The 19,309-nt window shown below is 59.7% G+C and carries 23 protein-coding genes; 11 read left to right on the top strand and 12 right to left on the bottom strand.

Annotated elements, in window-relative coordinates:
• Positions 1–26: 26 nt before the first annotated feature.
• From KUW67_RS04435 to KUW67_RS04425, 3 genes are all read left to right on the top strand, one after another.
• On the top strand, positions 27–785 hold the full coding sequence (locus tag KUW67_RS04435) for a DUF6478 family protein (RefSeq protein WP_224824073.1): 759 nt from the start codon (positions 27–29) through the stop codon (positions 783–785).
• 12 nt (positions 786–797) lie between these two features.
• Positions 798–1,178 (top strand): hypothetical protein, encoded by a 381-nt coding sequence (locus KUW67_RS04430; RefSeq protein WP_224824072.1) that lies wholly within the window; start codon positions 798–800, stop codon positions 1,176–1,178.
• A 166-nt stretch (positions 1,179–1,344) separates the two neighbouring features.
• The gene (locus KUW67_RS04425) at positions 1,345–2,250 is read left to right on the top strand and encodes a LysR family transcriptional regulator (protein ID WP_224824071.1); all 906 of its coding nucleotides are present in this window, start codon (positions 1,345–1,347) and stop codon (positions 2,248–2,250) included.
• A gap of 75 nt (positions 2,251–2,325) precedes the next feature.
• Here the strand turns inward: KUW67_RS04425 and KUW67_RS04420 are convergent, their stop codons facing one another.
• The 4 genes from KUW67_RS04420 to KUW67_RS04405 are packed head-to-tail and all read right to left on the bottom strand — an operon-like array spanning position 2,326 to position 5,232.
• Positions 2,326–3,246, bottom strand: a complete 921-nt coding sequence (locus tag KUW67_RS04420) for an OmpA family protein (RefSeq protein ID WP_224824070.1) — start codon at positions 3,244–3,246, stop codon at positions 2,326–2,328.
• A complete protein-coding gene (locus KUW67_RS04415) occupies positions 3,243–3,812 on the bottom strand; it encodes a peroxidase-related enzyme (protein WP_224824069.1) in 570 nt (189 codons plus the stop codon). Before KUW67_RS04415 ends, KUW67_RS04420 begins: the two co-directional genes overlap by 4 nt.
• Entirely contained in the window at positions 3,809–4,513 is a 705-nt protein-coding gene (locus KUW67_RS04410) for a GNAT family N-acetyltransferase (RefSeq protein WP_224824068.1), read from the bottom strand. Before KUW67_RS04410 ends, KUW67_RS04415 begins: the two co-directional genes overlap by 4 nt.
• A complete protein-coding gene (locus KUW67_RS04405) occupies positions 4,510–5,232 on the bottom strand; it encodes a molybdopterin-binding protein (protein WP_224824067.1) in 723 nt (240 codons plus the stop codon). Before KUW67_RS04405 ends, KUW67_RS04410 begins: the two co-directional genes overlap by 4 nt.
• 45 nt (positions 5,233–5,277) lie before the next feature.
• On the opposite strand from KUW67_RS04405, the gene sfsA reads away from it, so the two are divergent.
• From sfsA to KUW67_RS04390, 3 genes are all read left to right on the top strand, one after another.
• Positions 5,278–5,988, top strand: a complete 711-nt coding sequence (gene sfsA, locus KUW67_RS04400) for a DNA/RNA nuclease SfsA (RefSeq protein WP_224824066.1) — start codon at positions 5,278–5,280, stop codon at positions 5,986–5,988.
• Between the two features lie 69 nt (positions 5,989–6,057).
• Entirely contained in the window at positions 6,058–6,870 is an 813-nt protein-coding gene (gene map / locus KUW67_RS04395) for a type I methionyl aminopeptidase (RefSeq protein ID WP_224824065.1), read from the top strand.
• Between the two features lie 184 nt (positions 6,871–7,054).
• Entirely contained in the window at positions 7,055–8,095 is a 1,041-nt protein-coding gene (locus KUW67_RS04390) for a TRAP transporter substrate-binding protein (RefSeq protein WP_224824064.1), read from the top strand.
• Positions 8,096–8,176: 81 nt separating this feature from the next.
• Here KUW67_RS04390 and KUW67_RS04385 read toward each other — a convergent pair whose 3' ends face one another.
• The 3 genes from KUW67_RS04385 to KUW67_RS04375 are packed head-to-tail and all read right to left on the bottom strand — an operon-like array spanning position 8,177 to position 10,112.
• Positions 8,177–8,353, bottom strand: a complete 177-nt coding sequence (locus KUW67_RS04385; RefSeq protein WP_224824063.1) for a hypothetical protein — start codon at positions 8,351–8,353, stop codon at positions 8,177–8,179.
• On the bottom strand, positions 8,350–8,910 hold the full coding sequence (gene rsmD / locus KUW67_RS04380) for a 16S rRNA (guanine(966)-N(2))-methyltransferase RsmD (protein ID WP_224824062.1): 561 nt from the start codon (positions 8,908–8,910) through the stop codon (positions 8,350–8,352). Before rsmD ends, KUW67_RS04385 begins: the two co-directional genes overlap by 4 nt.
• On the bottom strand, positions 8,907–10,112 hold the full coding sequence (locus KUW67_RS04375; protein ID WP_224824061.1) for an NAD(P)/FAD-dependent oxidoreductase: 1,206 nt from the start codon (positions 10,110–10,112) through the stop codon (positions 8,907–8,909). The genes rsmD and KUW67_RS04375 overlap by 4 nt, the downstream gene beginning before the upstream one ends.
• A gap of 87 nt (positions 10,113–10,199) precedes the next feature.
• Here KUW67_RS04375 and KUW67_RS04370 point away from each other — a divergent pair, with 87 nt between their 5' ends.
• Positions 10,200–10,688, top strand: coding sequence for a peroxiredoxin (locus KUW67_RS04370; RefSeq protein WP_224824060.1), 489 nt, complete (start codon positions 10,200–10,202; stop codon positions 10,686–10,688).
• Between the two features lie 92 nt (positions 10,689–10,780).
• Here the strand turns inward: KUW67_RS04370 and KUW67_RS04365 are convergent, their stop codons facing one another.
• Genes KUW67_RS04365 through KUW67_RS04350 form a run of 4 tightly spaced genes read right to left on the bottom strand, consistent with a single transcriptional unit; the run spans position 10,781 to position 13,532 of the window.
• Positions 10,781–11,074 (bottom strand): 4a-hydroxytetrahydrobiopterin dehydratase, encoded by a 294-nt coding sequence (locus tag KUW67_RS04365; RefSeq protein ID WP_224824059.1) that lies wholly within the window; start codon positions 11,072–11,074, stop codon positions 10,781–10,783.
• A complete protein-coding gene (locus KUW67_RS04360; RefSeq protein WP_224824058.1) occupies positions 11,071–12,270 on the bottom strand; it encodes a GNAT family N-acetyltransferase in 1,200 nt (399 codons plus the stop codon). Before KUW67_RS04360 ends, KUW67_RS04365 begins: the two co-directional genes overlap by 4 nt.
• Before the next feature lie 48 nt (positions 12,271–12,318).
• Positions 12,319–13,068 (bottom strand): glycerophosphodiester phosphodiesterase family protein, encoded by a 750-nt coding sequence (locus KUW67_RS04355; RefSeq protein WP_224824057.1) that lies wholly within the window; start codon positions 13,066–13,068, stop codon positions 12,319–12,321.
• Positions 13,068–13,532, bottom strand: coding sequence for a RidA family protein (locus KUW67_RS04350; protein ID WP_224824056.1), 465 nt, complete (start codon positions 13,530–13,532; stop codon positions 13,068–13,070). The genes KUW67_RS04355 and KUW67_RS04350 overlap by 1 nt, the downstream gene beginning before the upstream one ends.
• A 193-nt stretch (positions 13,533–13,725) precedes the next feature.
• Here KUW67_RS04350 and KUW67_RS04345 point away from each other — a divergent pair, with 193 nt between their 5' ends.
• A complete protein-coding gene (locus KUW67_RS04345) occupies positions 13,726–14,487 on the top strand; it encodes a VacJ family lipoprotein (protein ID WP_224824055.1) in 762 nt (253 codons plus the stop codon).
• Positions 14,465–15,070: a phospholipid-binding protein MlaC gene (locus tag KUW67_RS04340; RefSeq protein ID WP_224824054.1), complete on the top strand. Its 606-nt coding sequence runs from the start codon at positions 14,465–14,467 to the stop codon at positions 15,068–15,070. Before KUW67_RS04345 ends, KUW67_RS04340 begins: the two co-directional genes overlap by 23 nt.
• Here KUW67_RS04340 and KUW67_RS04335 read toward each other — a convergent pair.
• Positions 15,067–17,223 (bottom strand): transglycosylase domain-containing protein, encoded by a 2,157-nt coding sequence (locus tag KUW67_RS04335; protein ID WP_224824053.1) that lies wholly within the window; start codon positions 17,221–17,223, stop codon positions 15,067–15,069. The two genes, KUW67_RS04340 and KUW67_RS04335, sit on opposite strands and share 4 nt — an antisense overlap.
• Before the next feature lie 290 nt (positions 17,224–17,513).
• On the opposite strand from KUW67_RS04335, the gene KUW67_RS04330 reads away from it, so the two are divergent.
• Together KUW67_RS04330 and KUW67_RS04325 are read left to right on the top strand one after the other, a co-directional pair.
• Positions 17,514–17,852, top strand: a complete 339-nt coding sequence (locus KUW67_RS04330) for a P-II family nitrogen regulator (protein WP_224824052.1) — start codon at positions 17,514–17,516, stop codon at positions 17,850–17,852.
• Between the two features lie 26 nt (positions 17,853–17,878).
• Positions 17,879–19,192, top strand: coding sequence for an ammonium transporter (locus KUW67_RS04325; protein ID WP_224824051.1), 1,314 nt, complete (start codon positions 17,879–17,881; stop codon positions 19,190–19,192).
• The last annotated feature ends 117 nt before the right edge of the window (positions 19,193–19,309 follow it).

The following is a 19,309-nucleotide window of genomic DNA, read 5'->3' as shown; positions in this document are numbered from 1 at the left end:
AGTCAGCAATGACGATAGGGCCGAGTATGGGCGTGTTTGACAAATTATTCTACCAACGGGTCCTGGACCGCTGGAGCAAAGCCGCACGGGCTGCGCGCCAGACAGATTTGTCAACGCTTCGTCGTCAAAGATCCCGTGCCAAACAGCTGCAAGCGCGCCTGAACGAGCTGATCGCAGTCGCGGAAAGCCGTCTGGCGTTGCCACTGATTGGCACCAAGGCGATGCGGCGGCCTGCGGGTTCGGACTGGTCGTGGCGGCCTCAGCTGTGGCGAGAGCCGTTGATGACCCCCGGCTATGCGTCGGTCGAGAACAAGACCTCGTTCGGGCCAGAGGCCACGATCTTTCATGATTGCAAAGTGACGGAACTGACCGTGCGCCAATTGCGCAATCACCGCGACAGTGATTTGGCGCCCTTCGGGATGCGCATGGATGTGTTCCGCTTTGACGGCAGCTATCTGTCGATGGTTGTCGATCTGCCGGAAGAGGCCGCCCAAGGCCTCAAGAAGCGCCATCTGGTGCGCATGGACACCATTGTCGAGATGGAAAAACCGCTCGAGATTTTCGCGCGGCTCAACGTCAAGCACGGACCCAACACCGAACAAATCGTGCGTGAATTGCCGCTGCATGAAGAGGAAGTGATGGTCGAATTTGACCTTGCCTACACCAAGATGAATGAAAAGCGGGTCGAGCGGATGTGGGTCGATCTGATCTTTGAAGGGCCGGAGATGAACCAGATCATTCTGCGCGATGTCACGTTTAGCCGCCGCCCCCGCGCCGAGCTTTAAAGGAGCTGAAAGATGGCCACGCTTACGCTCACCAAGACCCGTCTGCAGGCAGGCATCTGGGAAGGTGTGATGACTTGGGACGGTGCCGGAAATTTGCAGCCCGATCTGGTTGCGCTGCATCTTGACCAACCGATCATGGGGATCAGCATCAAGGAAGACCCGGCGGGCAACGCGTGGAACGTGCAGATCCCCGTCCCGATCGAGGCGATCTCGGACGGGGTGCATACAATCGTCGTGATCGAAAAGGGCTCGGGCGAGACGCTGACAAGCTTTGCGCTGATCGCGGGGGAGCCTCTATCCGAGGATATTCGCACGGAAACAGCCTTGCTGCGCGCCGAACTGGACATGCTTAAACGTGCGTTTCGGCGGCATTGCCTTGAGACGATGGGCTAGGCGAGTATCCGCTTAAGCGTGTATTGCGCTTCTATCGCTCGACTTAAAGTCGTTTCCCTTACGTTAACGATCACTGTATTACCGTGATATTGTCCCCCATCTGCCCCAATCCTGTCTGATTTCGCCGCCATACCCGCTGTCAACGAAAAGTATTGAGGGTGCGGTTATGGACCGACTGACAGAGATGGAAGCCTTTGCCACTGTTGTGGATCAGGGCGGTTTTACAGACGCGGCCAAGAAGATGGGGATTTCGAAATCCGCTGTCTCCAAACACGTCTCCTCTCTGGAAGCGCGTTTGGGTGCACGCTTGCTGAACCGGACCACACGGCGCGTCAGCCCGACCGAAATCGGTCTGGCCTATTATGATCGCGCCCGCCGGGTTCTGAACGATGCAGGCGAGGCGGATGCCCTTGTCACGTCAATGCAATCTGCGCCGTCCGGGCTTCTGCGCATCTCGGTCGCGACAGATTTCGGGGTCAATCACCTTTCTCCGGTGCTGGGTGATTTCCTCAGCGAATTCCCAGATATCACGGTGAACATGGTTCTCAACAACCGCTATGTTGAACTGATTTCCGAAGGCTTCGACATGGCCGTGCGCATTGGCGAACTTGAAGACAGCACCCTGCGCGCCCGCAAGCTGACCGAAACGACGAAGCGCATGGTCGCCTCCCCCGAATACTTCCAACAATACGGTCGCCCCGAAAAGATAGACGATCTGAACGAGCATAAGCTGCTGCATTACTCCAACCAATCCAGCGGCAATGTCTGGAAGCTGACGGCGCCGTCTGGCGAAAAGCGTCAGGTCCGCACGGCTGGCTGGCTAACGGTGAATGACGGGCAATCCTTATTGAACGCCGCCATTTCGGGCCTTGGCATCGCCTATCTGCCCAGCTTTCTTTATGCCGAAGCGATGGAACAGGGTCTGATCGAAGAGGCGATCCCCGATCTGCCGCAAGAAACCCAAGGCATCTACGCCGTTTACCCGCCGGGCCGGTTCACCCAGCCCAAGGTCCGCGCTTTCATCGACTTTCTGGTGCATTCCTTCGCCGATAAAGGCCCCGACGCTTGGTAGGCGACACAGTTTTTCCGAAGCATTCCCAAGGTGCTGACCCACTTGCGCGGCTCTCAACGGGCCGCGCTTTTTTCTTTAACGCGTAGAGGTGATGATTGCCTCGACCCGGCGGTTCTCTTCGCGGCCTGCCTCACTCAAATTTGAAGCGATGGGTGCCAGATAGCCCATCCCTTCGGCCTCCATCCGGGTGCGCGGAACGCCAAAGGTGCTTGCCAGCCGCTCCAGCACCGCCGTTGCGCGCTGACGCGAGATGTCGATATTCACATCCAAACCGCCGGTGCTATCCGTATGCCCGACCAGCGCGATCGTCAGGTCCGGTTCGGCCGCCATCAGATCAGCGAGCGCTTGCAAAGAGGCGTAGTCGCCATTGCTCAACTGAGTTGATCCGATTTCGAAATCGAGATCGCGCAAGACCACGCGGCCTTGCGCCAAAAGCGTTTCTGCCAAGCTCCCGACCAAAGGTTCCGGGCTGGGCGCGCGCACGGGAGCAGCGTCGGTTTCCACCAGCGGTGTCTCTGCCTCACCGCCCACGCGGGTGATCTGGATATAGCCCGCCACCGCCGACCGGCTCACCAGCAGCGAGATCGCCTCCTCGCCTTTCACCAGTGACAGGAACCGGAAATCGCCCAAGTCCACATGCATGTCCGGCTCTGCGATCACGGGCGTTTCGAACCGGAAATCGAAGCCCCCGCAGGCCTCCGTCTCGCAGTCAAAGATCACCTCATAGCCCTGCGGCTCCAGCTGATCGCGCAGGGGCCGCAGAAGTTGCAGCGTGGTCAGCCCTGTCGCGCCGATCCGCCAGGCTTGTTGCTGCACCGGGCCTTCAAAAAGACGGGTGGGTATTTCTCCGGCTTCCCAAGGACCGACGGGCAGTGCGTAGCTGTCCACGCCGCTTTGGATTTCCGCAGCCAAAACCGCGTTTGATGGCAAAGCCAGCTGGGCAGCCTCCGCGGCCCCGGCGCTGCAAAGCGCGCAGAGAAGGGCGGCCCGGATCATCGGTGCTGTGCGTGATACTCGTCATTGGGCCGCATATCGGTGGCCGATGCGATCCGGTTGGTCATGTTGAAGAACCCTGCAACCCCGGCGATGTCCCAGATATCCCGCTCGGAGAACCCGACATTGCGTAGCGCCTCGCGGTCGGCCTCCTCGATCTCGGCACTGGCGCGGGTCATCTTGACGGCGAAATCCAGCATCGTGCGTTGGCGCGCATCCAAAGGCGCGGCGCGGTAGTTCATCACCAACATCTCGCCCAGCATCGGATCGCCCGACAGTTCGCGCACCGCAGCGCCATGGGCGGTCAGGCAATAATAGCATTTGTTTTCCGAAGACACGGCGACTGCAATCATCTCGCGCTCCAGTTTGCTCAGCCCGCTATCGGCAAGCATCAAGTCGTTATAGAGCGCGGTGAACGCGTTTAATTTTTCAATATCAAAGGCATAGGCTTGCAGCACATTCGGGATCATGCCGAGCTTGTCCATGCAGATGTCGAAATACTTCTGCGTCTGCTCGGGCAGCGGATCGACTATGGGCAGGTCCAAGGCGGTGGGTTGGTCTTTGCTCATGAGGACGCCTCGTGCTGTTTGATACGGTAGTGATAGCCGCCCACACGGGTCAGTCCAAGCCCTGCATAAAGCGCATTGGCGGCTTGGTTGGTCTCGGTCACGGCGAGCGCAAGATGCGTGGCGCCATTGCGCTGCGCCCAGAACGCCGCTTGCCGCATCATGTAGACGCCAAGGCCTTTGCGGCGATGTTCGTCCAGAACTTCAAGCGCGTGCACCATGGCGATGCCGTCGTGGATGGCGACGAAGCCTGCACCGGCGGGCTTGTTGTCGATCCGCCCGAACAGGCCGGTTTTCGGACCTTTCACACGCTCCATCACCGCGACGCGGGCGGCGCCGATACCGCCCTGTGCCCAAATCTCGCGCATGATTTGCAGGGGTTCCCAAACCTCAAAGGTGGTGACGCGCGGGGGTAGATCCGTGGCCAGAATTTCGACAGGTGCGACGTAGAGGAGTGTGGGGTCAATCCGGACATAGCCGCATGCTTCCAACGCAGCGTCTTCCGGCTGATCGCCGCGCATCTGGAACAAAGGCCTCTCCATCGCGGCCTCGGCTACGGTGATATCACCCGATCCGGTCGCTGCCGAAACCCGCTTGCCACCCCCCGCCCCGTCGCGGATCGTCCAGCCGCCAATCTGCCGCGTGGACGCGGGCGGCCACGTCGCCTCAAGCACGTCCAACAGTCTTGGCAGGTCTGGCGTCACGCGGGGAACGCCTTTGCAAGCTCAGCCATCGCTGCATCCACCCGCGCGCCGTCCGAGCCGCGCACAACGACATTGGACCCAAATGCGCCATTTTGTTGGAACGGATAAGAGCCGATGGAGAGGTCCGGATAGGCCTCTGCCAGTTTCGCGAGCGGCCCCGCGATATCGCCTTCGCCGCGATCAATCCGCAGGGTCTGGGAAAGCAACGGCTGACCGCCTGTCAGCGTCGGCAAAACGCTGGCCACCATCGCATGGAAAACCGAAGGCACGCCCGCCATCACATGCACATTGCCCAGCTTGAAGCCGGGCGCGGTGGAGACCGGGTTCTCGATCAACTCCGCTCCCTCGGGAATGCGCGCCATGCGCAGGCGGGCTTCGTTCAGCTCTCCGCCCGTGCGTTCGTAATGCGCCGCTAGCAGCGCCCGCGCATCGTCGCGCACGTCGATGGACGCGCCAAAAGCCTCCGCAATGCAGTCGGCGGTAATATCGTCATGGGTTGGCCCGATGCCACCCGATGTGAAGACGGTCTCATAGGCCTCAGACAAGGCGCGCACCGCGCCCACAATCGCCGCGTGGTCATCGGACACAACGCGCGCTTCCTTCAGATCGATGCCCGCTTTGGTCAATTCACAGGCAAGGTAATTGGTGTTCGAATCCTTCGTACGCCCGGACAGGATTTCATCCCCGATCACCAGCATCGCGGCTGTTGGATTGCTCATCTGCGTCTCCCTTGCTCTTGCCTGCAAACTCTATAGGTCTGGGCCATGCGCTTTCAAACCCCTCTTGTCCCCGGTCGCCTGATCCGTCGCTACAACCGCTTCCTGTCCGATATCCGTTTGGACAGTGGCGAGGTCGTCAAAGCCCATTGCCCTAACCCCGGCGCGATGCTGGGTCTAAAGGACGAAGGGCTGAAAGTGTGGCTGGAACCGAATGACGACCCGAAGAAAAAGCTGAAATACGGCTGGCGGCTGGTCGAGTTCGAGAATGGCCATTGGGCGGGGATTGATACTTCCGTCCCGAACCGTGTGGTGAAAGAGGCGCTGGAGGCGGGGCAGGTGGCCGAGGTTGCCGCCTACAAGACCGTTCGGCCTGAGGTAAAATATGGCACCAACAGCCGCGTTGACTTTCTGCTGACCCAAGACGGACTGCCTGACGCCTATGTCGAGGTGAAAAACGTCCACCTGCTGCGCGAGAATGATTGGGCGGAGTTTCCCGACAGCGTCACAGCACGCGGGGCGAAACATCTGGCGGAATTGTCCGAGATGGTCGCAGCGGGCCACCGTGCCATCATGCTCTATCTCGTGCAGCGCACGGATTGCGGACGCCTGAAGATGGCCCCTGATCTGGACCCGAAATATGCGCAGGCCTTTGCCAAGGCCCATACCGCCGGGGTCGAGATGATTTGCTATGACACCACGATCTCGACCGATGGGGTTCAATTCGCCCGCCCGCTGCCCGTTGTCACACCATCGTGACACCCCACTGGCAAGTTTTTGCTGTCTCGCCTATGTAACGCTCAACAGACAGTATTTCGGTCACGGATCATGGACGAACGCAAAGGCCGCCTTACCAAAGACGGTATTCGAATTTACCAAGACGCGGATTACGCGGGGATGCAGGCAGCGGGCAAGCTGGCGGCGACCATTCTTGATGACATCGCACCGCATGTGTTCGTCGGTCAGACCACCGGCGAGATTGACCGCATCATTACCCAGATGGTGGATGACGCGGGCGCTCGGTCAGCCACAATTGGCTATAAGGGCTATCAGCACGCGTCCTGCATCAGCATGAACCATGTTGTGTGTCACGGCATTCCAAGTGAGAAGAAGCTGAAAGACGGCGATATCCTGAATATCGATGTCACGGTTATCGTGGACGGTTGGTTTGGTGATACCAGCCGGATGTATGTGGCGGGCAAGCTGTCGCGGAAATCCGAGCGCTTGATTCAGGTCACCCATGACGCGCTCTTCAAAGGGATCGAGGCTGTGAAGCCCGGCAACACCTTTGGCGATATCGGCCACGCGATCCAGACCTATGTGGAGGCGCACCGCATGTCCGTGGTCCGCGATTTCTGCGGTCATGGCTTGGGCCGTGTGTTCCACGCCCCGCCCAATGTGCTGCATTACGGGCGCGCAGGTACGGGGCCGATCCTGGAAGAAGGCATGTTCTTTACCATCGAGCCGATGGTCAATCTGGGCCGTCCGGAAACCAAGGTGCTGGCCGATGACTGGACAGCTGTGACTCGCGACAAATCGCTGTCGGCGCAGTTTGAGCATTCTGTCGGTGTCACCGCGGACGGCGTTGAGATTTTCACACAGTCGCCCTCTGGTAAATTCCACCCGACCTACGGGGAATAATTGCGACGTTTTCCCCCGCATACGGGAAATCGCTTGCGAATTAAGCGCCTTGACCGTTTCTTTCGCGTCAGTATCAGAGATTCCAAGTTGAGAATGGTTTGCAACTAGCCGCTCGAGCCGCTACCTACACCCCGTCGCACCTGATGCGACATCGCTTTGACCTTATGAAAAGGAGGCTCGCGCGATGAACATGATCTTCAAATCCGCAGCCCTGATCGCCGCCCTCGGCATGACAGCAACTTCTGTGATGGCGCAGGAAGTGACCTTGCGCTTCCAGCATTTCGTGTCGCCGAAATCGGCCAACCCGACCTATTTCATGCAGCCTTGGGCCGATAAAATCGAAGCCGATAGCAATGGCCGCATTAAGGTTGAGCTCTATCCCTTCATGCAGCTGGGCGGCAAAGCCCCCGCGCAATATGACCTGATCCGTGACGGTGCGATTGACGGCGGTTGGGTGATCCCTGGCTATCAGCCCGGTCGTTTCCCCGAAGCCGAAGCCATGGAGATGCCCTTCATGGTGACCAAATCCGGCGAGGAAGCCTCAAAAGCCGCTTGGATTTTCACACAAAAGCACCTGATGGATGATTTTCGCGATGTGCACGTGATTGCAGCCCATATGCATGGCCCCGGAATCGTGCATAAGAAAGGCGCGCCGGTTGCGTCGGTCGAGGATTTCAAAGGCCTGAAACTGCGCGGCCCTTCGCGTCCGGCGACGTTGCTTTTGAAGAAGCTGGGTGCGACGCCGATTGGCATGGCTGTGCCGGCCTTCCCGGAAGCCTTGTCCAAGGGTGTTCTGGATGGCGGTGTGATCACATGGGAAATGTCGCCGTCTTTGAAGCTGAACGAGCTGACGGATAGCCACACGGATGTGGCCGGTGAGAAGTCGCTCTATAACCTTTATTTCATCTGGGCGATGAACAAGGCGAAGTATGAAAGCCTGCCCGATGATCTGAAGGCCGTGATTGACGCCAATTCCGGTTTTGCCGCTGCGGCCATGGCTGGCGCGGCTCATGACACAGGCGATGCCGAGGGGCGTCAGGCGATGGCGGATGACGGCAATGAGATCGCTGAGCTGAGCCCTGAGGTTACGGCAGAGATCGCCGCTATGGGCGAAGACGTGATCGCCGAGTGGATCGAAGAAGTGACTGCGAAAGGTCTGGACGGGGCTGCGCTGATCGACGATGCGCGGGCGGCTGTTCAGGTGACGCGCGGAACGGCGGAGTAAGGTTTCGCCCCGCTTGCGCGGGTCGACCGGGCGGGGCTCCGCCCCGCACCCCGGAGTATTTTTACAAAGATGAAAAGACGGTCAGTTCTGGCCGTCTTTTTCTTTGGCATCCTGGGCGGCCCACCATTGCAGGAGCAGGGTCGGCAGGCCGTTGTGGTGGGTCAGGATATCGCCGATGAAGACCGGTGGTGCCATGCGTTTCGGGGCAGGCGCGGTGCGCCTTGTGTCTTGGGGGATGTAGGCGTCGGTGGTGGTCATGGGACCTCCAGAAAGGTGATGTGGGTGTCACCATAGCGCCTTTCGTCGAGTCGGTCCAAATTGGCGAGTGGCGGGGCTGGGGCGTTGTCTTCGAACACGATCAATGCGCCGCTGGCGAGCCAGTTGTTTTGTTGGGCGACGGTGAGCGCTTTGAGGCCAAGGCCCGTGCCGTAGGGCGGATCGAGGAATACCAGCGTGGCCTGAGGGCCGGTGTTGGCGAGCAGGCGGGTGGCGTCGCGGCGCAGGAGTGTTGTGTGTGTTTTGCTATCGGTCAGGCGAATGTTCTCGGTGATGAGGCTTTGGGCTTTGCGGCCGTCATCGACGAAGGTGATATGGTTTGCGCCGCGCGAGAACGCTTCAAGGCCGAGCGCGCCGGTTCCTGCGAAAAGGTCCAGCACATGCGCGTCGCTGATCGGATCGCCAAGTGCGCCGCCTTGCAGGACGTTGAAGAGGCTCTCGCGGATGCGGTCGGTGGTGGGGCGCAGATGCGCGCCTGCGTCGCCTTTGCCGACAGAGGCAAGAACACGGCCTTTGAAGCGTCCGCCGATGATCCTCATGCGCGCAGGAGGGCTTTCATGTCGGTGTCCGGGTTGGCGATGACGTCGGGCGCGGGGGACTTGCCTGCCTCGATCAGGCGTTTGCCGATCATGTAGTTGCGTGGGTCATTCATAGCATCGACAGCCAGCAGAGTGTCGCCCGCGTAATACCAATGTGAGACCGCGTCATCGGTCTGGCGCGTGACGACGCGGTCATAGCCGAGGTTGAGGCCCGCGATTTGCAGTTTGACATCGTATTGGTCAGACCAGAACCAAGGCTTCGGGATGTAGTCTGAGTTGGCGCCGAGCATGTTACACGCGACCGCTTCGGCTTGGTCGATGGCGTTTTGCACGGACTCGAGGCGCAGGATCTGGTCGCGATACGGGAAGGCGGCGCAATCGCCAGCGGCCCAGATCGCAGGGTCGGAGGTGCGGCCTTGGGCATCGACGCGGATACCGTTTTCAACGGTGACGCCTGCCTTTTTGGCAAGCTCTGTTGCAGGAGTAATACCGACGCCGACGACGACGAAATCGACGTCGATCTGTTGGCCGTCTGTAAGTTTTGCGCCGGCGACGTGACCCTCGCCAATCAGATGATCGAGGCCGGTGCCTTCGATGATCTTCACGCCGTGGCGTTCGTGCAAAGCGCGGAAATAGTCTGAGGTTTCCGGGCAGGCGACGCGTTGCAGAATACGGTCGGCCATCTCGACCACAGTGACCTGCAAGCCTTTCTTGGCGGCGACCGCTGCGGCTTCCAGCCCGATATAGCCGCCGCCGACGATCAGAACGTGACCGCCCGTCTCGAACGCAGCTGTCATGCCGTCGACATCGGCCAGATCGCGAACCACGTGGACGCCGTTCAGAGTGCCGCCGATTTTGGCAGGTAGGCGGTTGGGGTGCGAGCCTGTGGTAAAGGCGAGCTGGTCGTAAGCGATTACCTCATCGCCAAGGGTGATTGTCTTTGCGCGCGCGTCGATATCGGAAACAGGCGTGCCAAGCCGCAGGGTGATATTCTGGTCGGCGTAGAATTGTTCGGGGCGCAGAAAGAGGCGTTCGAGCGTCATCTCGCCCAGCAGGTATTTCTTGGAGAGCGGCGGGCGTTGATAGGGCGGCACAGGCTCGGCCCCGATCAGAGTGATATCGCCGTCAAACCCTTCGCTGCGCAGCTTGGCCACAAGCGACGATCCCGCCTGTCCAGCCCCGATTACGGCGATATGGGTCATGGCAAAACGCTCCTTGTAACTGGTCAGCCTGTGGGGCGGACCCTATATGTGGGTCTCGATACAATGCAATTCCCGAGGGGACATGACATGACGATTTCCGTAGGCGACACGCTGCCCGATGCAACTTTGGTTCAACTGGGCGCGGATGGGCCGGAGGCCGTGTCGATGGCCGAGAAGGTGAAAGGCCGCAAAGTTGTGATCTTTGCGGTGCCGGGGGCGTATACGCCCACCTGCCATTCGGCCCATGTACCAAGCTTTATCCGCACCAAGGACGGGTTTGACGCCAAAGGTGTGGACGAGATCATTTGCGTGTCGGTGAATGATCCGTTCGTCATGAAAGCCTGGGGTGCCGATACGGGGGCTGCCGAGGCAGGCATCACGATGCTGGGCGACGCGGAAAGCGCGTTTACCAAGGCGCTGGGGATGGATTTTGATGCGCCGCCTGCGGGTCTGGTGGCGCGGTCCAAGCGCTATGCGATGCTGGTGGACGATGGCGTCGTGAAGGTGCTGAACGAGGAAGCCAGTCCGGGTGAGTGTGAGGTTTCGGCAGGCGAAGCTTTGCTGGAAGCGCTTTAAGGGGTTTGCGCTGCGCCTTGCGGCGCATCGCGGTGCTTGGGGGCCAGCCCCCCAGACCCCCCGCGGTATTTAGAGACAAAAGAAGCGAGGCGTCAGTCGCCCGCCAGCGCGTCCATCTTCTTTGCAAGTTTGACGTCCAGCATCGACAGGCCATCTGCGTCATGGGTGGTTAGGCGCACATCTACGGTTTTGTAGACGTTGAACCATTCGGGGTGGTGGTCCATTTTTTCGGCCCAGAGGGCGGCGCGGGTCATAAAGCCAAAGGCCTCTACGAAATTCTTGAATTGATAGGTCTTCTTGATCGCATCGCCGTCCTGTTCCCAGCCTGCGGTTTCAAGCATGGGCAGTTCGGTCGATGCCTCTTCGGCGGTGAGCTTGTCGGTCATTCTTGTTCCTCCACATGGGCTTTTTTGAAGGGGCCGTAATCGGTCATGATCTCGATTTCCTCGTCGACGGCGTTTTTTTCGGCCTCCAGATAGCGGGCTATGGCGTCTGAAAAACCTGGATCACCGAACCAGTGCAGCGAGTGGGTCGTCACCGGCATGTAGCCGCGGGCGAGTTTGTGAGCACCTTGGGCACCGGCCTCGACACGGGACAGCCCATGGGTGATCGCAAAGTCGATGGCCTGATAGTAGCACAGCTCAAAATGCAGGCAGGGGTGGTCTTCGGTGCAGCCCCAGTAGCGACCGTAAAGCACATCCTCACCAATGAAGTTGAGCGCACCGGCCACATAGCGCCCATCCTTTTCGGCAAGCACCAACAGCATATCGTCGCGCAGGGTCTCTTGTGCGCGATCAAAGAAGGCGCGGGTCAGATAGGGCGTGCCCCATTTGCGCGCGCCGGTGTCCTGGTAGAAGACCCAGAAAGCGTCCCAGTGGTGCGGTTCGATCTGATCACCCGTAAGCGCGATGATGCGTCCACCGAAGTCCTGCGCACGGGCACGTTCCTTGCGGATGTTCTTGCGCTTGCGGGAGCTGAGAGCGGCGAGGAAGCCGTCGAAGTCAGCATAGCCGTCGTTGAACCAATGAAACTGCTGGCTCGCGCGGCGCATCAGGCCCATCTCGGTGCCGGCCCGTGCCTCGTCCGCGGTGCAGAACGTGATGTGGAGCGACGACACCTCGTTATTGGCGGCCAGTTGTACAGCCCCCTGCGCAAGCGCGGATTGCCCTGCGGCCTCGAAGCCAGGGCGGGTCAGCAAGCGCCGCCCGGTTGCGGGCGTATGCGGCACGGCGATCTGAAGTTTTGGGTAATACTGCCCGCCAGCGCGCTCGTAGGCATGGGCCCAGTTGTGATCGAAGATGTATTCGCCTTGAGAATGGTTCTTTGCATAAAGCGGAGCCACGCCGATGGTCTGCCCGGCCATCGTGGCTTGCAGATAATTTGGGTCCCAGCCGGTGCCTGCGCCGACCGATCCGCTGTCCTCCAGCGCTTTCAGGAAGCGATAAGTGGTGAAGGGATCCTCTGGTCGCCATTTGCCTTGCACTGCACAGGCATCCCAATTGTTTTGCCCGATCTGATCCAGACGGGACAGCACGCGGATCTCAACCTGTTGCGCGGGCTCAGCGGGGTTGGGGGCGGTCATGCCGATCTCCTTGGGATAGATCGCAAATTGGAGCCGCGGGGGCTGCCGTCAAGCGACATAGCCTTCGAAAGTGACATTGTCGGCGATACGCCGGGCGATTGCCTCTGCCTCGGGCGAGCGGATCGTCCAGCACAGAACCTTCGCGCCGTCTGCTTTTAGCGTGGCGACGCGTGGGGCGTCCAGATCGCGCGCATCGTGGCTGATGAAGCAGGCCCCGACACGATCATAGTCGGGGATGTCTTTCAAAAGGGCGCGCGTTTCGGTGGGTAAGGTGGGCCAGTCTTCTGCCTCAAAGGCGCAGGTGACAAGGCCGCGTGGGACGTCAGGCGCAAGCGACGCAAGTGTGCGCACGGAATGCGGATTGAACGACATCAGCGCGGCGGGGCCATCGTAGCCTTTCAGAGCATCGGCCACGGCGGCTTCCAATGCGCCGACATCTGCGCCCATCGCGCCGTCCTGATCCTTGAGCTCGATCAACAGCGGCACGCGGCCTGCGACTTGCGCCAGAACCTCCGGCAGGGAGGCGATTACATCGTCAGAGCCGCTGAGCCTGATTGAGCGCAGATTGTCCATCGGACGTTGGCGCACAGGCCCGCGCAGGTCGGTCAGACGTGCCAGATCGTAATCGTGAAAAACGACAGCCTCGCCATCGGCACTCAGTTGCAGATCAAGCTCGATCCCGTAGCCATGGGCGATGGCCGCGCCAAAGGCGGCGCGGCTGTTTTCAACTCGCCCGCGCGCCTGGTCGTGATAGCCCCGATGCGCGATCGGCCGTGCAAAAAAGCGCGGGTCCAGCATCAGCCTTTGATCTGGAAGATGCCTTCGATCTCGACTGCGACGCCGAAGGGCAAAGAGGCGGCCGAGACGGCAGAGCGCGCATGACGGCCCGCATCCCCCAAAGCCTCTGCGATGAAGTCTGATGCGCCATTGATGACTTTGGGCTGATCGGTGAAGTCCTGTGTCGAGTTCACGAAACCCACCAGTTTCACGACCTGCACAAGGCGGTCCAGATCACCGCCACAAGCGGCTTTCACCTGGGACAACAGGCTGATCGCACAAGACCGCGCCGCAGCTGCCCCATCTTCGACCGACATATCCGCGCCCAATTTGCCCGTCACAAACCCGTCCGGCCCATTGGAGATTTGCCCGGACACATGCACAAGATCGCCCACCTGGACGAAGGGGACATAGTTTGCCAATGGCGCCGCTGCGTCAGGCAAGATCACGCCCATCTCGGCCAGCTTGGCTTCATAACTGCTCATTAATTAAGCTCCTCATTTGGTGTCAGAAAACGCTACCGCTCTGAGAAGGCTTCGAAAAGCCCTCTTTCATAAGAGAGTGTCGTGAAACGGTCACAAAATTGCATCACGTACGAGGCCGTGAAAAAAATTCTGTAGGGATTGCGGCAGTATTCGCTATGTGAAATTCTGCACCTGCATTTGAAAGAGACTATTCGTGTATAATGCTGCCACATCTACGCTTACGCGGGTCGCGCTCCTTGGGGCTGTCCTGCTTGTATCCGCCTGCTCCACACCCAGTCAGCCGAACGGGATCAACGATCCTTACGAGCAGACCAACCGGCAGACACATGAGCTGAACCGCGGCATCGACAGGATTGTCCTGCGCCCGACTTCGAACGCCTATGGCACGGTCGTGCCAGAGCGTGCGCGCAACGGGATTTCGAATTTCGCCAATACGCTGAACCAGCCTGCGGATGTCGTGAACTCCCTTTTGCAGGGCCGGGTCGAGAACGCGGGCCACAGCGCTTTCCGGTTCCTCGTGAACGGTATCTTCGGTCTGGGCGGTTTCCTTGATCCAGCCACCGATATGGGCCTTGAGGATCGCGACACCGACTTTGGCGAAACGCTTTATGTCTGGGGTGTGCCTGAAGGCGTGTATGGCGAACTGCCTATCGTAGGTCCCGTCACCGAACGCCATGCGGCTGGTAAGGTTGTCGATCTATTCACCAACCCGCTCAGCACGGTGCTGGAAGGCCCCGGTGCAACGGCCCAGACGGCTGCCAATGTCGCGTCGGGTTTTGGCACGCGCTACACTCTGTCCGATACGATCGACAGCATTCTGTACGACAGCGCCGACAGCTATGCGCAGGCGCGTCTGATCTATCTGCAAAACCGTCGTTTCAAACTGGGTGTCGATTCCACCGGCACCGATCTTGACCCGTTCGAGGATCCCTATGACTCACTCCCCCTTCAGTAAACCGTCCCGCCGGATCGTTCTGGCCGGACTGGGTGCAGGACTACTGGCAACACCTGCTCTGGCTCTTAGCGAAGCCGCCGCAAAGACACTGGTCGAGCGCGCCGTCACCGATATCAACAAGGTGATTGCTTCGGGGAAATCTGAAGGCGCAATGATCCGCGATTTTGAAGCGATCTTTGCCCGCTATGGCGATGTGCCGACCATCGCGATCTCGGCGCTTGGCCCGCCGGCTCGGTCTGCCAGCGCTGCACAGCGCAGCGCATTCACGCAAGCCTTCACGGGCTATATGGCGCGTAAATATGGGAAGCGGTTCCGCGAATTCGCCGGTGGTCGCATCGAAGTGAAAGACACCCGTCAGCGGTCTCGTCTGATCGAAGTGCGCACCTTGGCCTACCTGCCGGGACAATCACCGTTCAATGTGACCTTCCTTGTGTCGGACCGATCCGGGCGCGACAAGTTCGTCAACCTTCTGATCGAAGGCGTGAACCTGTTTCAAACTGAAAAGGTCGAAATCGGTGCCATGCTCGAGCGCCGTGGTGGCAACGTAGACGCGCTGATCCAGGACCTGCGCAGCGCCGGTTAACGGTTCCCGCCCAGCAACCCATTCAGAATGTTCAGAATGCCTTCCTCAAGGGAGGCAGGCTGCTGTCTGCGTGGCTGGCCCGCGCGGGTATTTTGGACCGAGGGCTGCCGCACCGCTTGCTGCGCAGGGCGGATCATTGGCAGGGGTTTCGGCGCAACACCCTGATGCACCCGCTCCATCGTTTGGCGCCAGATCTCGGCAGGTAGACCGCCGCCTGTGACGCCTGTCAGGGGCGTGTTATCATCGTAACCCATCCAGACCCCAACCACATAATCCGCCGTGAACCCAATAAACCACGCATCGCGCGCGGCTTGGGTGGTGCCGGATTTACCCGCAGCTTCGCGGCCCGACAAGGCCGCGCGGCGGCCCGTGCCTTCAGTGATAACCTTGCTCATCATGTAGGTGAGCTGGCGCGCGGCATCCTCGCGGATCACGCGTTCGCCAATGCCGCCGGGATTGTCCATCAGATCGCTGTTGTCGCCTTGCAGACGCAAGGACACCAGACCGTAAGGCGTCACACTTGAGCCGCCATTGAGGATACCTGCATAGGCGCCCGTCATCTCGACCAGCGTGGCCTCTGATGTGCCAAGGGCAATCGCGGGGCCAACCGCAATCTCGCTTTTGATCCCGAAATCGGCGGCGACCTTTTCTACCAGATCGCGGCCTACACCTTCGGACACGCGCACGGCGGGAATGTTCAGCGATTCAGCCAAGGCGCGGGTCAGGGTGACGGTGCCTTTGAAATCATTGGTGTAGTTCTTGGGCGTCCACGGCCCCGAGCCGGGAATGTTCATGGTCAGGGGCGTGTCCTCGACCAGATCGTTGAAGCTGTAACCCAACTCAAGCGCGGTGGCATAGACGAACGGCTTGAAGGCCGATCCCGTCTGACGCCGCGCTTGCGTGGCCCGGTTGAACGCGCCCGAGACCTTCGTTTGACGCCCGCCCACCATGCCGCGCACGGCACCATCGGCGGACATCACGACAATTGCGGCCTCCGCTTTGGAGCCTTCGCGCACCTGCGTCTCGAACACTTCCTTCAACGCCTCTTCGGCGGCAGTCTGGATGCGTTGATCCAGCGTCGTGCGGATGATCACGTCTTCTGTAGTGTTGCGGGTGAAGAACTCTGGCCCGCTTTGCATGACCCAATCCGCGAAGTAACCCCCCGCACGGGCAGAGGCTGCTTGGGAGAGTTGCGCGGGGTTCTGGCGGGCAAACTCAGCGGCGGAGGCCGACAGATAGCCCTGATCCTCCATCAAGCCGACGATGACATTGGCGCGGTTCTGGGCGCGCTCAAGACTGTTCGTGGGCGCAAAGCGCGAAGGCGCGATCAGAAGACCGGCCAGCATCGCCGCTTCCGATGGGGCGACCTCAGCGGCGGATTTGCCAAAGTAGCGCTGGCTCGCGGCCTCGAATCCGCGCGATCCTGCGCCCAGGAAAGCGCGGTTTAGATAGATCGTGAGAATTTCGTCTTTGGAATATTTGGCCTCCATCGCCAGCGCGAAGGTGGCCTCTTTGATCTTGCGCCAAAGCGTGCCGCGGCGACAGTCAGCCTCATAGGCCGCTTCGCTATCCCACTCGGTCGGGATATAAGGCTCACCAAGGCAAAGCAGCTTGGCTGTTTGCTGCGTGATGGTCGACCCCCCATGCCCCGACAGCGGACCGCGCCCTTCGCGCAAGTTTATGCGCACGGCCGAGGCGACACCACGCGGAGACACGCCTAAATGGCGGTAGAAGCGCTTGTCCTCGGTCGCCACAACCGCATTCTTCAGGTGCTTGGAAACGGAATCGGCCGTGACCATTCCGCCGAACTGATCCCCGCGCCAGGCGTAAACCTCGCCATTGCGGTCCAGCATCGTGACCGACCCGCGCGCGCGGCCATCCACCAGTTCGGTTGCATCCGGCAAGGTTGCATAGAAATAAAGCACGCCGCTGCCGACCAGAAGGGCGACCACAAAGGTCAGACGCCAGCCCAGCCCAAAAAGGATGCGCCAAATCCAGCGCAAAAAGCTGGTAACAAGCCCCAAACCAGGAATACGGGACGCTTTGCGCCGGGGCTTCGCCGCGGGCTTGCGCTTGCGCTTTTGCGCCGGGGGCTTTGGTTTATAGCGCTTTTCTGCCACCAAAGGTGGTTTGCCTGGTCTTCTGGTGCTCATGCGACGGCCTGCCCGTTTCAGCAAATGTTCATGACTGTTTTCACGTCTTTTAACGCGATCTTAACGTCTCTTGCGCCCTTTGTAGAGCGGGAAGCGTCTGGATCATACGGTTTTAAAATTGATTAAAAAATAAGCATTGTGCGTAAATTGTATAATTTTTGTGCAATTAGTAGTCGTCTTAGAGGCGATTCCCGATGAGACTCACTTGAGGACTCATTCTGCGCCTGCACGGTAACCCCAGCGAGACCCCTCTGCGGGTCAGCTTTTGCGCAACGTGGAAGGGGAAAACCGTGAAACTCATCATTGCAGCAATCAAACCGTTCAAGCTGGAGGAGGTCCGTGAAGCACTGACCGCCATTGGCGTGCGCGGGATGATGGTGACCGAGATCAAGGGCTTCGGCTCTCAGTCCGGACACACCGAAATCTACCGTGGCGCTGAATACGCCGTGAACTTCGTTCCGAAGGTGAAGCTCGAAATCGTCGTGAATGCGTCGATGGCCGATCAGGTCGTCGAGACCATCCAGTCGACTGCCAAAACCGACAAGATCGGCGACGGCAAGATTTTCGTTCTCGATGTCCAAAGCGCTGTGCGCGTCCGGACCGGCGAAACCAACGAAGAAGCGCTGTAAGGCGCGCATTCATAGGACAAGTGATTATGAAACTTACAAAAACTCTTCCGCTGGCGGCCGCGTTGATCGCGCTTCCGAGCCTTGGCTTTGCGCAAGATGCCGCGCCGGGTTTTGACGAAATCGGCCCCTATATCATGACCACGCTGCTGTTCCTGGTGGGTGGTTTCCTTGTGTTTTGGATGGCTGCGGGCTTTGCGATGCTCGAAGCGGGTCTGGTGCGCTCCAAGAACGTGACGATGCAGCTGACCAAGAACATCGCGCTCTTCTCGATCGCGTCGATCATGTATTGGCTGGTTGGCTTCAACCTGATGTATCCGGGCGACTTCAACGGCTATTTCTCGGGCAATTTCGTTCCGACATCGCTTGAGCCGGTTGGCCTCGCCGCCGCAGATGCGTCGCTGGATTATGCGTCTGTCGCGTCCGACTTCTTCTTTCAGTTGATGTTTGTCGCAGCAACCGCGTCCATCGTGTCCGGTGCACTGGCTGAGCGCATCAAACTGTGGCCCTTCCTGATCTTTGTTGTTGTCCTGACCGGTATCCTTTACCCGATCAGCGGCTCCTGGCAGTGGGGCGGTGGCTTCCTGTCCGAGATGGGCTTCTCTGACTTTGCGGGTTCGACCGTTGTGCACTCTGTCGGTGGTTGGGCTGCGTTGGCTGGTGCCATCGTGCTGGGGCCGCGTATCGGCAAGTATAAGGACGGCAAGATCGTTCCGATGCCCGGCTCCAACCTGGCCCTTGCCACGCTTGGTACGTTCATCCTGTGGCTCGGCTGGTTCGGCTTCAACGGTGGTTCCCAGCTGGCAGCTGGCACCGTGGGTGACATCACCGATGTGGGCCGGATCTTTGCCAACACCAACATGGCGGCTGCCGCCGGTGGTGTGACCGCGCTGATCCTGACGCAGGTGATGTACAAGAAGGTCGACCTGACCATGGTTCTGAACGGCTGTCTGGCCGGTCTGGTTTCAATCACAGCAGAGCCGCTGGCCCCGACGCTGTTTGGCGCGCTGTGGATCGGTGCAATCGGTGGTGTGATCGTGGTCTTCGCGGTTCCGATGCTCGACAAGTTGAAGATTGACGATGTGGTCGGCGCAATCCCGGTTCACCTGATCGCAGGTATCTGGGGCACGATCGCTGTGGTCTTCTACAACAGTGACGCAGCTCTGATGACCCAGCTGACTGGTATCGTGGCCTACGGTGTCTTCACCTTCGGTGCTTCGCTGATCCTGTGGTTCATCCTGAAAGCCACGATGGGTATCCGTGTGAGCGAGGAAGCCGAGATCAATGGTCTCGATACATCCGAGCTTGGGATGGAAGCCTATCCCGACTTCTCCAAAGGCTAACGCTCCTTCCTGTTAGCTGATGGCAACCTTGCCCGGGCGTTCGCGCCCGGGCTTTTTTGTTGCAATGCGGAGCGGCTGCGCCGCATTCTATTTTATTGATAGAAAAGCGCGCCCCGA

The sequence above is a fragment of the Cognatishimia sp. MH4019 genome (genome assembly GCF_020177595.1).
Taxonomy (GTDB): Bacteria; Pseudomonadota; Alphaproteobacteria; order Rhodobacterales; family Rhodobacteraceae; genus JAHTBL01.
This window is presented reverse-complemented; position numbering and strand designations above follow the sequence as displayed.